Annotated in this window: 8 protein-coding genes and 1 riboswitch; of the genes, 6 read left to right on the plus strand and 2 right to left on the minus strand. The window is 44.5% G+C overall.

Translation table 11 applies throughout. The features are described 5' to 3' along the window. Positions 1-931 precede the first annotated feature (931 nt). The 3 genes from G5B12_RS13615 to G5B12_RS13625 all read left to right on the plus strand — a co-directional run bounded on the left by G5B12_RS13615 (position 932) and on the right by G5B12_RS13625 (position 3,617). A complete protein-coding gene (locus tag G5B12_RS13615; RefSeq protein ID WP_118062218.1) occupies positions 932-1,369 on the plus strand; it encodes an Hsp20/alpha crystallin family protein in 438 nt (145 codons plus the stop codon). Positions 1,370-1,636: 267 nt separating this feature from the next. Then, positions 1,637-2,593, plus strand: a complete 957-nt coding sequence (locus G5B12_RS13620) for a nucleoside hydrolase (RefSeq protein WP_118062217.1) — start codon at positions 1,637-1,639, stop codon at positions 2,591-2,593. A gap of 64 nt (positions 2,594-2,657) precedes the next feature. Further along, positions 2,658-3,617, plus strand: a complete 960-nt coding sequence (locus tag G5B12_RS13625) for a 3'-5' exonuclease (RefSeq protein ID WP_118062216.1) — start codon at positions 2,658-2,660, stop codon at positions 3,615-3,617. Here the strand turns inward: G5B12_RS13625 and G5B12_RS13630 are convergent. Then, the gene (locus tag G5B12_RS13630) at positions 3,591-4,898 is read right to left on the minus strand and encodes a D-alanyl-D-alanine carboxypeptidase family protein (RefSeq protein WP_244096098.1); all 1,308 of its coding nucleotides are present in this window, start codon (positions 4,896-4,898) and stop codon (positions 3,591-3,593) included. The two genes, G5B12_RS13625 and G5B12_RS13630, sit on opposite strands and share 27 nt — an antisense overlap. 685 nt (positions 4,899-5,583) lie before the next feature. On the opposite strand from G5B12_RS13630, the gene ileS reads away from it, so the two are divergent. The 3 genes from ileS to G5B12_RS13645 all read left to right on the plus strand — a co-directional run bounded on the left by ileS (position 5,584) and on the right by G5B12_RS13645 (position 14,267). Continuing rightward, complete coding sequence (gene ileS / locus G5B12_RS13635; protein ID WP_174088494.1) at positions 5,584-8,748, plus strand: isoleucine--tRNA ligase; 3,165 nt, start codon at positions 5,584-5,586, stop codon at positions 8,746-8,748. Next, a complete protein-coding gene (locus G5B12_RS13640) occupies positions 8,748-11,210 on the plus strand; it encodes a glycogen/starch/alpha-glucan phosphorylase (RefSeq protein ID WP_174088495.1) in 2,463 nt (820 codons plus the stop codon). Before ileS ends, G5B12_RS13640 begins: the two co-directional genes overlap by 1 nt. Positions 11,211-11,531: 321 nt before the next feature. Beyond that, complete coding sequence (locus tag G5B12_RS13645) at positions 11,532-14,267, plus strand: DUF4430 domain-containing protein (protein ID WP_021976321.1); 2,736 nt, start codon at positions 11,532-11,534, stop codon at positions 14,265-14,267. A gap of 79 nt (positions 14,268-14,346) precedes the next feature. Here the strand turns inward: G5B12_RS13645 and G5B12_RS13650 are convergent, their stop codons facing one another. Continuing rightward, positions 14,347-15,174, minus strand: coding sequence for a leucine-rich repeat domain-containing protein (locus G5B12_RS13650; protein WP_118062212.1), 828 nt, complete (start codon positions 15,172-15,174; stop codon positions 14,347-14,349). 89 nt (positions 15,175-15,263) lie between these two features. Then, positions 15,264-15,455, minus strand: a riboswitch (cobalamin riboswitch). Positions 15,456-15,459 lie beyond the last annotated feature (4 nt).

A 15,459-nucleotide genomic window follows, 5' to 3' on the forward strand; every position in this document is an offset into this window, starting at 1 on the left:
GGAACATTGATTTCCATACGCCGGACAGGTGATGGATTTCACCCCGGATTATTCAACTTACTTGTATCAGGAGGGGTACAAGCCCCTCCTGATAAACTGCGGAACAGTTATTCGGTTATGAGCAAGTAGCGAAAGCGGATTGCGAATATCCGATTGACCCAATTGATCATTTTCCGACAGACTGCTTTATTCTTTTTTATAATCACTGCTTTTTAAACGTACGATAAATTTAATACCTTTATCCATCATATGTATAAACGCAGGTGTAGAAGGATATCCTCGGTCCATGATAATGATAAATGGAATATTTCCTATTGTTTCCGGTATTCGCTCTAATTGCTTTTATGCCAGGCGCATCTCATCAAATTTTACTTTGTTACAATCACTTTCTAGTATCATGCGATTCATTACATCATAGATACAGCCTAATCCTATTTGAGCCTGGGGTTTTGTATTTTTTCGGCTTGCAGAACCATACAGTTCCAGCGTTTCAGCAGTGGTAGGAATATTAATGTCTGAGCCGTCTGCCGACAAAATGCCTTAAATTCATTAGAACTCATTTTTTCTATGTCCATGAATGTACGTTTTTGAGAATGTTTCATCAGCATCACATCCTTTTCTGCGGCAGGTTCATGGTTTTTTTTTACAATATAAGCATATAAAAAAAAGCAGAAGACATCTAATTTTTTTAGAATAAATATCGTCTGCTTTAAGTTAATGACATTGCATAAAATCAAGGCTTCACAAATTCTTCACAAAATAATTAGCACTCACCTCTTGACAGTGCTAATAATGCGTGTTATAGTACATACAGAACAAAGGAAGAGAGAAAAAGAAATCTTCCGGAGAAAGTTCTTACAGAGTTTTCAGAAACAGTAAATTAAAAACGCCTGCATAATATGCAGCGAATATAGATCAGGAGGAATGAGTTATGTTAATGCCAAGTATTTTCGGAGAAGATTTATTTGATGATTTTATGGGATATCCTGCAGGCCGTCAGGCAGCTGCCAATGCTTATCCTCAGGTGAAAGATATGATGAAGACAGATATCCGTGATGTTGACGGAAATTATGAACTGGATATCGATCTTCCGGGATTTAAGAAAGAAGATGTGAAGATCCAGCTGAAGGATGGTTATCTGAACATCCAGGCAACCAGAGAAGAGAAAAAGGATGAGAAGGACGGTAAAGGTAAATATGTTCGAAGAGAACGTTACACTGGAACCTGCAACAGAAGCTTCTATATTGGTAAGAGTATCAAGCATGAAGACATCCATGCGAAATACGACAACGGAATCCTTCATCTGACATTCCCGAAAGAAGAGACCAAGAAAGAAGTAGAAGAGAAGAAATTCATTGCCATTGATTAAGTAATAACAATGTCCGGAACAACCCAAACAGACATTGGATACGTTTCAAAACTCCAAATTGCACATTGCATTTGTTTAAATAAATGTAACCCCCTTTTTTTCACCCCTCTGCCATGCCCCGGCAGAGGGTTTTTTTCATATCTTTACACTTTTTTTCGACTCTGTTATACTTGAGGACAGGTAAACAGCGGAAATAAAAATTATTACAGCAGAGTTTTTCAGGACAGTATATATAAATTTCGGGAAGGTTTTTACAAGGGTGAAGATATGGGAGAGAAAATAAAGGTTATCATGGACTGCGATCCGGGGATCGATGATGGTATTGCACTGGCGTATGCAGCAGCGCATCAGGATGAGATAGAACTTCTTGCAGTAACAACGTTTGCCGGAAATCAGACCATCGATAAAGTAACGAAGAATGCATTGGAACTGGTAGATTTTTACGGACTGAAAGTACCGGTGGCAAGAGGACAGGAACGTCCCCTCGTAAAAGAAGTGATTCATGCAGAAGAATTCCACGGGGAAACAGGACTGGGACATTGCGTACTTCCGGAAACAGGAACGAAGGCTGCATCAGACAATGCAGTATTTTTTATCAGAGAGATACTGGATGATCTTCCGGAAGGACAGCAGGTGACTTTTATCGAGACAGCACCTATGACCAATCTTGCGCTGCTTCTGAGAGTTTTTCCGGAAGTAAAAGATAAGATCCGAAGGATCGTATTTATGGGCGGTGCTGTGAAAGGCGGAAACGTTACTCCGGCAGCGGAATTTAATATTTATGCGGATCCGGAGGCTGCCAAGATCGTGTTTGAGGCAGGGATTCCCCTTGTTATGTGTGGACTGGATGCCACGATGAAATGTAATCTTACCAGAAACCAGATCATGAAGCTATGTCAGTCCGGTAATCCGGTTGCCAGAGCCTGCGGCGATATGGCAGGATATGTTCTTGAAAATTCATCCAAATACCGTTGCGTGGCAAGTATCCATGACGCAGTACCTTTCATGTATCTGCTTCATCCGGAATTCTTTAAGATGGAAAAAGCGATCCTGGATGTGGACTGTTCTGACGGAGCCGGACGAGGTGCCATGCTGTGTGATTTCCGCTGGTGGCTGCACGATGAAGAAAAAATAAAAGATATGATCCTGACAGACGCAGATACCGAAAGCTTTCAGCAGGAATTGTTTGAAGCAATTTATTCAGTAACCGGACAGAAAGCGTGAAGTAGTCTGTGACCGGGAAACGGGATACCGGTTTGAAACTGTCAGATAAGAGGACAGAAAACCCATGAACTATATTGTATTTGACCTGGAATGGAACCAGAATCCGGATGGAAGAAAACATCCGGACAGTCGACTCCCTTTTGAGATCATTGAGATCGGGGCAGTAAAATTAAATGAAAAAAGAGAGATCATCGACACCTTCCAGTGCCTGATCAAGCCCAAAGTGTACCATTGGATCCACGACAGCATTCATGAAGTGATCCATGTGGATTATCATGAGCTTGAAAAAGGAATTCCCTTTCCACGAGCGATCCGCAGATTTCTGGACTGGTGTGGAGAGGAGTACCGTTTTTTTACCTGGGGGAATCAGGATGTAATGGAGCTTCAGCGTAATATGAAATATTATAATCTTCTGAAGCTGATCCCGGGCCCGGTACATTATTACGATGTGCAGAAGCTTTTCAGTGTGAAATTTGAAGATGGAATTGCCAGACGTTCCCTGGAATATGCCATCGATTATCTGAAACTGCCGAAGAACCGGGATTTTCACCGGGCACTGGCTGATGCCAGCTATACGGCAAGAATCCTTCTGGAGATTGATGAAGCCTGCATGATCCGTCATCCATCCCTGGATGTATACCAGAATCCAAAATCAAAAGAGAAGGAAATTTATATTTCCTATACAGATCATGATAAGTTTGTATCCAGGGAATTTGTATCAAAAGAACGCCTGATGAAGGACCGCACTATGGTGAGCACGGTGTGTCCTATCTGCAGATGCCCTGCCAAGCGGAAGATCCGCTGGTTCAGTACCAACAATTCCAAGGTATATTACAGCCTTGCCCTCTGCCACGAGCATGGACCCGTTGCAGGGAAGATCAGAATCCGAAAAACCGATGAGGGAAAATATTTCGGGGTAAAAACCCTGAAAGCAGAAGATACAGAAGCAGCGGATGAAATCCGTGAAAAGCACGAATCTCTCCGCCGCAGAAAAATCTCAAGAAGCCTGGACAAGAAGATCTGATACGACATTCCGTTCGTATTGCATTCCCCAGCCAACCATTTGTTTTTTGTAATAATATTTGCTTTTCAGACGCAGCGGGCCGGCAGCATTCTGGAGAACGGCCTGGCGTTTGGTAAGCTGTGATTTGTCAATTCCTTTTGGTAAAGTCACATAAACCTTTGTCTTATAATAAAACGGATAAGTATTTCCGTTGTTCTTAAGAATATATTTATCACATGGAAGTACCTTAAACGGGACTGGTTCCATGGACACTTTCATATCTGTTTTTTCAAAATTTCCAAAACCATAATCAAACAGGGAAGCAGTGTCACCATAGGCGTTTGCGGCAGAAGTAGAATTCAGGATCACTGCTACAAGTGTTGTATTTCCACGCCTGCAATAGGTGACGAGTGTATTTCCGGATGCATCTGTGTAACCTGTTTTTCCACCAAGAACACCTTCGTAATAATATTCCCCGTTTTTGATCATCTTGTGGTGGTTCAGAAGCTGCCTTGCTTCCGCAAATTTGTTTGTAGGAGGAATCTCATAGTAACGTCTGGTGCAGAACTTGCGGTAAAGCGGGTTCATCCAGGCAGATTTCGCGATTTTTGCCATGTCGGAAGCAGTGGTGTAATGGTTTTCATCAGGGAGACCGTTGGGATTATTAAAATGCGTATTTTTGCAGCCGAAAAGCTTCGCACGCCAGTTCATAAGCTCTGTGAATTTTTTTACGGAGCCGGAAACTTTCTCGGCAACAGCTACGGACATTTCGTTGGCAGACTGAAGCATCACTGCCATCAGTGCCTGGTCTCTGGTGAATTTTTCTCCGGCGGCAGCATAGATGCTGGAATCTCCGGCAGATACGCTGGCAGCCGCGCTTTCGGAAACAACGATGCTGGACTTTTTGCTGATGTTTTCACAGGCCAGAAGAGAGGTCATGATCTTTGTGATACTGGCCGGGTAAAGCTGCGTATCCCCATTCTTGGAATAAAGAACGGCTTCCGTGTTTACATCCATAAGAACGGCAGCCTGGGCTTCTATGCTGGGGCCTGTGGGCCAGCCGTCAATGGAATCTGTATCGGCAGCCTGGGCATAATAAGCGGAGTGTGTGACAGCAGCCTGCGTACTCTGGCCGGCCTGACTATCCGGAACCGGGGTTGCGGTGACAATAGGATCGCCGTATTCATCATAGCCCAGGGGTGCGGAAGCACTGCAGGGCACAGCGCCTGTAAACAGAACTCCCATACAGAGAATACCTGCAAAGATCCGGCGCATGGATCGTTTTTTCATAATGTTCATCATAAAATACCTTTCAAATAATAAACGAGATTCTGTAGTAGTATACCACTTTCTTTTTGGAAAAACCACTTGCAGTCTGTGAAATTTCCATTAAGAGAGAGTGAACATACATATAATAAGAGGAAAACCACCGAAATCCGCCAAAAACACTTGACATATGGATTTTTCTCAACCTATAATATACACCGTATATAGAAAAAGCAATGACGGAGACAGTATGTTATACGGAAAGCCTTACAGCAGATGCTTTCAGCGAACGGGGATGGTGTGAGCCCGTGGTGAATAAGTATGGCAGAATATCACTCCTGAGCTTCAGCTCTGAAGTTTGCCGGCAACAGCCAGGAGCAGTTTTTCAGCGTATGTATGCGGAACTGCATTTAAGTAAGAGCTGACGGATTTCCTCCGTTACAGGGAACATATATCGGCAGATACGATAATGTCCGCCATGGGAAGACATGGCACAGGAGCCTGGCAGCTTAAGAATAAGAGGGCGCAGGGAACCGGACAACAGGCCCGTATAATGTAACAGGTGGTACAGCGAATCAGACTTCGTCCTTTTACAGGATGGGGTCTTTTTTTATAAGTGCCCGAAAGAAACACTGGCACGAACAAGTATCTGTGAAGAAATAAACCGCTGCATCTTATAAATGAGACAGCATCCAGTAATCAGACACAGGAGGTAAAAATTGTGTATCGTAAAGTTGACACGAATCTGAATTTTGTTGACCGCGAAAAAGAAGTTGAGAAATTCTGGAAAGACAATAAGATTTTTGAAAAGAGTATGGACAGCCGTAAAGAGGGCGAGACATACACATTCTATGACGGACCGCCTACCGCTAATGGTAAGCCACACATCGGACACGTTCTGACACGAGTTATCAAGGATATGATCCCGAGATACCGTACAATGAAGGGATACATGGTTCCGCGAAAAGCAGGATGGGATACTCACGGACTTCCGGTTGAGCTTGAGGTTGAGAAGAAGCTTGGTCTTGACGGAAAAGAGCAGATCGAGGAGTACGGAATTGAGCCATTTATCCAGCAGTGTAAAGAGAGCGTATGGAAATACAAAGGAATGTGGGAGGATTTCTCCTCTACCGTTGGTTTCTGGGCTGACATGGAGCATCCGTATGTAACATACGACAACAACTTCATCGAGTCCGAGTGGTGGGCACTGAAAGAAATCTGGGACAAAGGCCTTCTTTACAAAGGTTTCAAGATCGTTCCTTACTGCCCGCGTTGTGGAACTCCGCTTTCCGCACAGGAAGTTTCCCAGGGATACAAAACTGTTAAAGAGCGTTCCGCAATCGTTCGTTTCAAGGTTGTCGGTGAGGATGCATACTTCCTGGCATGGACAACAACACCGTGGACACTTCCATCCAACGTTGCACTTTGTGTAAACCCGGATGAGATCTACTGCAAGGTAAAAGCTGCAGACGGCTACACATACTACATGGCAGAGGCGCTTCTGGACAAAGTTCTCGGCAAGCTTGCAAAGGATGACGAGCCTGCATATGAGATTCTTGAGAAATACAAAGGAACAGACCTTGAGCGTAAAGAATACGAGCCGCTTTTTGCATGTGCAGGAGAGGCAGCAGCAAAACAGCACAAAAAAGCTCACTTCGTAACCTGCGACAGCTACGTTACCATGAGCGATGGTACTGGTATCGTTCATATCGCACCTGCATTTGGTGAGGATGACAGCCGTGTTGGCCGTGATTATGATCTTCCGTTTGTACAGTTCGTAGACGGACAGGGTAACATGACCAAAGAAACACCATACGCCGGTGTATTTGTTAAGAAAGCGGACCCGATGGTCCTCACAGATCTTGACAAAGAGGGCAAACTTTTTGACGCACCGAAATTCGAGCATGATTATCCGCACTGCTGGAGATGTGACACACCGCTGATCTACTATGCACGTGAGTCCTGGTTCATCAAGATGACAGCAGTGAAAGATGATCTGATCCGCAACAACAACACCATCAACTGGATTCCGGAGAGCATCGGTAAGGGACGTTTCGGTGACTGGCTTGAGAACGTTCAGGACTGGGGTATTTCCAGAAACCGTTACTGGGGAACACCACTGAATATCTGGCAGTGTGAGTGCGGACATATGGAATCCGTAGGAAGCCGCCAGGATCTCTATGAGAAGAGTGGTGACGAGCGTGCGAAGACTATCGAGCTTCACCGCCCATACATTGATGATATCACCATGAAGTGCCCGGACTGCGGCAAGACCATGCACCGTGTACCGGAGGTAATTGACTGCTGGTTTGATTCCGGAGCAATGCCTTTTGCACAGCATCATTATCCATTTGAGAACAAAGACCTGTTTGAGCAGCAGTTCCCGGCAGACTTTATTTCTGAGGCTGTTGACCAGACAAGAGGATGGTTCTACTCCCTTCTTGCTGAGTCCACACTGCTTTTCAACAAGGCTCCATATAAGAACGTAATCGTTCTGGGACATGTACAGGATGAGAATGGACAGAAGATGAGTAAGTCCAAGGGAAATGCCGTTGATCCGTTTGACGCACTGAACAAATATGGTGCAGATGCCATCCGCTGGTACTTCTACATCAACAGTGCTCCGTGGCTTCCGAACCGTTTCCACGGCAAGGCAGTTGTAGAGGGACAGAGAAAGTTCATGAGCACTCTGTGGAACACCTACGCATTCTTCGTACTGTATGCGAACATTGACAATTTTGACGCAACTAAATATACTTTAGATTACGATAAGCTTCCGGTTATGGATAAATGGCTGCTCAGCAAGCTGAATACCATGGTGAAGACTGTCGATGAGGATCTTGGTTCCTACAAGATTCCGGAAGCTGCAAGAGCACTTCAGGAATTTGTTGACGATATGAGTAACTGGTATGTAAGAAGAAGCCGTGAGCGTTTCTGGGCAAAGGGCATGGAGCAGGATAAGATCAATGCTTACATGACACTTTACACAGCACTGGTAACAGTTGCCAAGGCTGCAGCTCCGATGATCCCGTTCATGACTGAGGATATCTACCAGAACCTTGTAAGAAGCATTGATGCAAACGCTCCGGAGAGTATCCATCTCTGCGATTACCCGAAGGTAAACGAGGCATGGATCGACAAGGATCTTGAGGCAAACATGGAAGAGCTTCTTGAGATCGTTGTTCTCGGACGTGCATGCAGAAATACCGCAAACATCAAGAACCGTCAGCCGATCGGAACCATGTATGTAAAAGCTGAGAAGAAGATGGATAAATTCTACACAGATATCATCGCAGATGAGCTCAATGTAAAAGAAGTGAAATTTGCAGATGATGTGGAATCCTTTATTTCCTACAGCTTCAAACCGCAGCTTCGTACAGTAGGACCGAAATATGGTAAACTTCTGAACGGCATCCGTACCGCACTCTCCGAGATCGACGGAACCGCAGCAATGAAAGAACTGAGAGAAAATGGTGTTCTCGTTCTTGACATTGACGGAAACAAAGTTGAGCTTGCAGAGGAAGACTTATTGATCGAAACAGCCCAGACCGAGGGCTATGTTACAGAGACAGACGGTGAGACATCCGTTGTCCTTGATACAAACCTTACACCTGAACTGATCCAGGAGGGCTTTGTCCGCGAGATCATCAGCAAGGTTCAGACCATGCGTAAAGAGGCTGGTTTTGAAGTCATGGACAAGATCATTGTCTATGCAAAAGATAACGATAAGATCATGGATATCATGAAAGCAAACCAGGATGAGATCAAACGTGAAGTACTGGCAGAAAACATTATTCTGGGAGAAGCAGAGGGTTACACCAAGGAGTGGAACATCAACAAAGAGGCTGTAACACTGGGAGTATCCAAAGTACAGGAGGAAAACTAATGATTGACAAGCAGTTTGAGAAAGAGGAATTCAAAAAAAGTGTAAAAGAAAACGTAAAATTCCTTTATCGAAAAACACTGGAAGAGGCTACACAGGAGCAGATCTTTCAGGCTGTAAGCTACACTGTGAAGGACGTGATCATTGACAACTGGCTCAAGAGCCAGAAGGCGTATGAAAAACAGGACCCGAAGATCGTATATTATATGTCCATGGAGTTCCTTATGGGCCGTGCCCTTGGAAACAACCTGATCAACCTTGGTGCATACGGCGAGGTTAAGGAGGCTCTTGAGGAGCTTGGACTTGACATTAACTGCATTGAAGACCAGGAGCCGGATCCGGCTCTTGGAAACGGTGGACTTGGAAGACTGGCAGCATGCTTCCTGGATTCTCTTGCAACTCTGAACTACTGTGCATACGGATGCGGAATCCGTTACCGTTATGGTATGTTCAAGCAGGAGATCCGTGACGGTTATCAGGTAGAGGCACCGGATAACTGGCTGAAGAACGGCTATCCTTTCGAGCTCCGTCGTCCGGAGTATGCAAAAGAGGTTCATTTCGGCGGATATGTACGCGTTGAGTGGGATCCGGTGAAGAACGAGAATAAATTCATCCATGAAGGATATCAGGCAGTTAAGGCTGTTCCTTACGATATGCCGATCACAGGTTATAACAACGATGTTGTAAACACACTTCGTATTTGGGATGCAGAGCCGATCGTAGACTTCAACCTTGACTCTTTTGACAAGGGTGATTATCACAACGCAGTAGAGCAGGAGAACCTTGCACGTACTATCGTAGAGGTGCTTTATCCGAATGATAACCATATGGCAGGTAAAGAGCTTCGTCTGAAACAGCAGTACTTCTTCGTATCTGCCAGCCTTCAGGCAGCGATTGCCAAATACAAAAAAACACACGACGACATTACCAAGCTTCATGAGAAGGTTGTATTCCAGATGAATGATACTCATCCGACAGTTGCAGTTGCAGAGTTGATGCGTATTCTTATCGATGAGGAAGGTCTTGGCTGGGATCAGGCATGGGATATCACAACAAAATGCTGTGCTTACACCAACCACACCATCATGTCCGAGGCACTTGAGAAATGGCCGATCGAGCTGTTCTCCAGACTGCTTCCGCGTGTATACCAGATCATCGAGGAGATCAACCGTCGTTTCATTCTTGAGATCCAGCAGAAATATCCTGGAAACTTCGAGAAAGTTAAGAAGATGGCGATCATCTATGACGGACAGGTTAAGATGGCTCACCTTGCGATCGTTGCAGGCTACTCTGTAAACGGTGTTGCACGCCTTCATACCGAGATCCTCAAGAATCAGGAGCTGAAGGATTTCTATGAGATGATGCCTGAGAAGTTCAACAACAAAACAAACGGTATCACACAGAGACGTTTCCTTGCTCATGGAAACCCGCTTCTGGCTGACTGGGTAACAGACAAGATCGGACCGGACTGGATCACAGATCTTTCCCAGCTTTCCAAGCTTAAAGTTTACGCAGACGATGAGAAGGCTCTTCAGGAGTTCATGACCATCAAGTTCAAGAACAAAGAGCGTCTTGCAAAATATATCCTGGAGCACAATGGTGTTGAGGTTGACCCGCACTCTATCTTCGATATCCAGGTTAAGAGACTTCATGAGTACAAACGTCAGCTTCTTAACATCCTGCATGTGATCTATCTGTACAACCAGATCAAGGCACATCCGGAGATGGATTTCTATCCAAGAACATTTATCTTTGGTGCAAAAGCTTCCGCAGCTTACGCACGTGCAAAGAAGATCATCAAGCTGATCAACTGTGTGGCAGATGTTGTAAACAATGATGCTTCTATCAACGGTAAGCTGAAGGTTGTATTCATCGAGAACTACCGTGTATCCAACGCTGAGATCATTTTTGCGGCAGCAGATGTTTCCGAGCAGATCTCCACAGCAAGTAAAGAGGCTTCCGGTACAGGTAACATGAAATTCATGCTGAACGGTGCTCCGACACTTGGAACCATGGATGGTGCTAACGTTGAGATCGTACAGGAGGTTGGCGAGGAGAATGCATTTATCTTCGGTATGAGCTCCGACCAGATCATCAACTATGAGAACAACGGCGGTTACGATCCGGACTTCATCTACAACACAGATCCGGAGATCCGTCAGGTACTGATGCAGCTGATCAACGGAACCTTCTCCAGCGATACAGAGATGTTCCGTGACATCTACAATTCACTTCTCGACAAACGCAACATGCCGAGACCTGACCAGTACTTCATCCTTGGCGACTTCCGTTCCTATGCAGAAGCACAGAAACGTGTTGAGGCAGCATACAAAGATGAGAAACGCTGGGCGAAGATGGCACTTCTGAACACAGCATGCAGCGGTAAGTTCACATCCGACAGAACCATTCAGGAGTATGTAGATGATATCTGGCACCTGGATAAGGTTATCGTAAAAGAGAACTAAAAAACATTTGATTTGACAACACCTGACTTCATTTGTATAATGAAGTCAGGTGAATAATTGAATGAAAGGAAGCTTTCAGGCGAACAGGTGAGATTCCTGTACAGGAAAATGCGTTGTCGTACAGTCGGCGGGCCGGAGCTTTTTTTAAAAAGATAGTGACTACAGAAGTCAGTTTGCGCATAAAGAACGTCTATCAGGTAACAGAAATCCCGTAAGGGACTTTTTCTGTTACCTTTTTTGTTGCCCTCGTGGCATCATGATCTTTCAATTAAAACAGCAAAAAAGAAAGCTGTCACCGAAAAATCAAAAGGAGGAAAGGTTATGAAACGCAAAAAAATTCTCAGTATTCTTCTTGCAAGTGCTATGATCGGCACTGCTCCGGCATCTGCCTGGGCCGCTGATTTCACAGACACAAATGTGGTTGACGCAGAAGAAGTAACAGAGGAAGCTACAGAGGAGGACGTTCCGGAACAGCAGGAGGATGACGCAGAAAGCATTGATCTGGAAGCAGATGACGCAGAAGATCTTTCACAGGATGAAGACGCAGCAGCTGTTTCCACACAGGAGAGCGAAGATCCGTTTTCCGCAGGAGAGGCTGTAGCAGCATTTGCAGATGGTGAGGAAAGCGGAGATCTGACACTGGCAGGAACCGGTACAGAGGCAGATCCGTACCTGGTTACATCCACAGCTGACATTCAGGCAGTTGCAGATTATGTAAACAACGGAAAAGGTACTTTTGCAAACCAGTATCTGAAATTTACAGAGGATATCACACTTCCGGAAGGATGGACTCCGATCGGAATAAAAACATCCAAATTCCAGGGAAATCTGGACGGAGACAACCATCTGCTGACAGTACCGAAAGGGGAGAAATGTCTTCTTGGTTATGTAGCAGATTCTACTCTGAAAAATCTGAATATCTATGGAGAGCAGATCGCGTCTGACGGTGTTGTCTGTAATTATGAGGTTGATCACAGTTCCAGAAACCCGATCAAGATCGACAATGTAACTTTAAAAGCAGGAACACAGACTTTGAAATCCGGATTTATCGGAGGATATGCATCCGGACAGAACCAGATCACCATCACCAACAGTACTGTAGAAAAAGGTGTTGTGATCGGATATGACAAAGCACAGTCCAATATCGGTTCCTTTGGTGGTGACTTCAACGGAACTATCGAGAACTGCGTAAGTTACGCAGATGTCTACGGAACAAAATACGTAGGCGGTATCAGCGGAAACAAAGGTCAGTCTATGGGAACCTATGCACTGAAAAACTGTAAGTTCTACGGAACCGTAACTGCAAGCGGAAATTACGCAGGTGGTATTTCCGGCGGCGGATACGGCGGAACACGGTGGGGTGAATCTTCTGCGCCGAACACACCAGGTGTAACGATTCAGGACTGCTATTCCAACGGAACGATCACAGGAAATGACTATGTAGGTGGTATCCTTGGTTCTGAGACCGGTATGGTACAGTGCTGGGACAACGGTATCCAGTATATTCAGAACAACTCCTTTGAGGGAACGGTAAGCGCAACAAACGGAACACGTGTCGGCGGTGTGATCGGTTACATCAAAGGTATTGATAAATACAACATCATCGAGAACAATGAGTATACCTGTAAAGATGTAAAAGGAATCGGAGCGATCGATTTCGTTGATACAAATTATGCAAATCCCACACCTGTGGAAGGCGTAACTTATTACAATTCAGAAAACGGAAGGCCAAGTATTTCCGGTGCAACGAAAGCACAGCATAACCGTACCGATGATCCTCTCGGTGCAGATGCAGATAAGCTTACCAAACTGGTAGTGCCGAAGATCAAAGTTTCCCTTACGATCTTAGGTGACCAGGTTCACGACAGTGATAAAGATCATCAGTATCATACCTACTATGCAGGAAATCTGGAGACCTGGCTGGAGCAGAGTGAGTATACCGTTGTAGAAGGCTCTACGGCAAAAGATGTCATTGACGCAGCATTACTTGCCAACAACATGACATGCGAGAATCCATCCGGAAACTACATTGCGTCCATCACAAAAGGTGATGTTACACTTGGCGAGTTTACAAACGGAAAATACAGCGGATGGATGTATACATTAAACGGCTCTTATCCGGATCTTGGAGTTTCCGAGCAGGAAGTAAAGAACAATGACCAGATCGTTCTTCATTACACAGACTACTATCCGGAAGAAGAGAATCATGTCTGGGAGACAGCATGGACATTTGACAAAAACGCCCACTGGCATGAATGTGCAAATTCCAAAAACGAAAATTCCTGGTGCAACATCTCCAGCAATGAGAGAAAGAACGGATATGCAGCACATACCTATGACAAAGGTAAAGTAACAAAAGCAGCTACCTGTACAACAGCAGGTGTGAAAACATATACCTGTACAGTCTGCGGCGCAACAAAGACAGTAAGTATCCCGAAGACAAGACATACTTACACCTGGAAAACAACAACAAAAGCAACCGTATTCAAACCGGCAGTACAGACAAAAGTCTGCTCCAAATGCGGTTATAAAACAAAGACAACCAGACCTTACGGCAAAAAACTGACTCCAACCCTGAAACTGAACGCAACAAAGATCACTCTGAAAGTAAATCAGTCCACATCCAGAGTGAAAGTAACAGGACTTGCCAACGGTGATGCTGTAAAGGCATGGGGAACTACCAACAAAAAGATCGTAACTGTAAGCAGCAAAGGTGTGATTAAAGCCGGAAAAACAGCTGGTACAGCAAAAGTTTCCGTAACCTTAAAGAGCAAAAAGAAAGCTTATATCACAGTAACTGTTCAGAAATCTACAGTAAAAACAACAAAGATCACAGGTGTAAAATCTGCCCTTACTCTGAAAAAAGGAGCAAAGACAACCCTGAAACCGGTACGTACACCGTTCACATCCGGTGAGAAGATTACTTACACTTCTTCCAATAAGAACGTGGCAACCGTAAGCAGCACAGGTGTGATCACAGCAAAAAAAGCAGGAACAGCAGTGATCACCGTAAAGAGCGGAAGCAAAAAAGTAACATGCAAGGTAACAGTTAAATAAAGCTGTTATCCCCTGAAAAATAAAAGCGGCATTTTTTCACAGAATGAAATGTGAAAAAATGCCGTTTTTGATCATTTGATCATAAATATTCAACTTTAAAATCAAATTCCTTACAATACTCATCTACTTTGGAACCTTTATAACACCGGATGGTACAGGCACGGTTGATGATCCATGGCCCGATAAAATCGGGATCGTGTCGGATCTCCAGATATTTCATACGGTTACATCCGTGGAATACCCATTTGCCGATATAATGGATATTTGTGGGAAGACAGACATAAGTAAGATTCATACACTTAAAAAATGCGCTTTCGTCCAAAAATTCCAGGGACTGGGGAAGATGAAGTTCTTCTATGGCACAAAAATAAAAAGCCTCTTTTCCGATACGTTTCAGACCTTCCGGGAAATCCACGGAACGGAGATTTTTACAGCGGTAAAAAGCACGGTCTTCGATGAGGGTAAGTGCGGAAGACAGCTGAAGGGATTCCAGGGAGGTACACTGTGAAAAAGCTTCGGAGCGGATCCGGGAAATCTGTGAATCATGGGGAAAGATCACACATCCAAGCTTTCGGTTCTCCTGAAAGGCGGCTCTCGGGATAGAAGAAAGTGCCTGAGGAAGAATGACTTTTTTCAGGGAATTACATTGAGAAAATACGTTGGATCCCATATTTTCCACCTGGGTGGGAAGCAATACTTCTTTCAGAAGAGTGCAGCCCTGAAAGGTTCTGGCGCCGATATTTTTAAGCGTGTCCGGAAAACAGACAGAGGAGATCTTGGTCTTTTTCTGAAAAGCTTCCGACGCGATATATTCAATTGGCGCAGGGATCTTTACATTTGAGGAAAGATAGTTTCTTGCGTTGTTTTTGGAAATGACACGACTGGATCTGTAATAAGTACCTGACATAAAAAAGTCTCCTTCAACATAAAAAAAGACACCGCATCACAGGCAGATACGATGTCAAAAAAGAATTCTCCATTTATCATACGTGTAATAGCCGGCAGTATTTCCAAGCAGATCTCCTGACTTATGCAGTCACGTTTATCCCCTTCTTATACGATAAATTACAATGGTTCACGGATAAACTAAGCAAATACAGTAGCACGTCTGTTGAGGATTCTCACCTTATTCCCTTTTAATCCGGTTTTCTGCAGGAAAAAACCGGAACTTGAAAACGTCTATATTTAATAT

It is taken from the genome of Blautia sp. MSK.20.85 (assembly GCF_013317245.1).
Classification (GTDB): domain Bacteria; phylum Bacillota; class Clostridia; order Lachnospirales; family Lachnospiraceae; genus Blautia_A.

What these genes read in the sequence shown, in the direction of transcription:
- G5B12_RS13630 (WP_244096098.1), bottom strand. Translation starts at nt 4,898, where the DNA reads ATGATGAACATTATGAAAAAACGATCCATGCGCCGGATCTTTGCAGGT.
- G5B12_RS13625 (WP_118062216.1), top strand. Translation starts at nt 2,658, where the DNA reads ATGAACTATATTGTATTTGACCTGGAATGGAACCAGAATCCGGATGGA.
- G5B12_RS13640 (WP_174088495.1), top strand. Translation starts at nt 8,748, where the DNA reads ATGATTGACAAGCAGTTTGAGAAAGAGGAATTCAAAAAAAGTGTAAAA.
- G5B12_RS13615 (WP_118062218.1), top strand. Translation starts at nt 932, where the DNA reads ATGTTAATGCCAAGTATTTTCGGAGAAGATTTATTTGATGATTTTATG.
- G5B12_RS13620 (WP_118062217.1), top strand. Translation starts at nt 1,637, where the DNA reads ATGGGAGAGAAAATAAAGGTTATCATGGACTGCGATCCGGGGATCGAT.
- G5B12_RS13645 (WP_021976321.1), top strand. Translation starts at nt 11,532, where the DNA reads ATGAAACGCAAAAAAATTCTCAGTATTCTTCTTGCAAGTGCTATGATC.
- G5B12_RS13650 (WP_118062212.1), bottom strand. Translation starts at nt 15,174, where the DNA reads ATGTCAGGTACTTATTACAGATCCAGTCGTGTCATTTCCAAAAACAAC.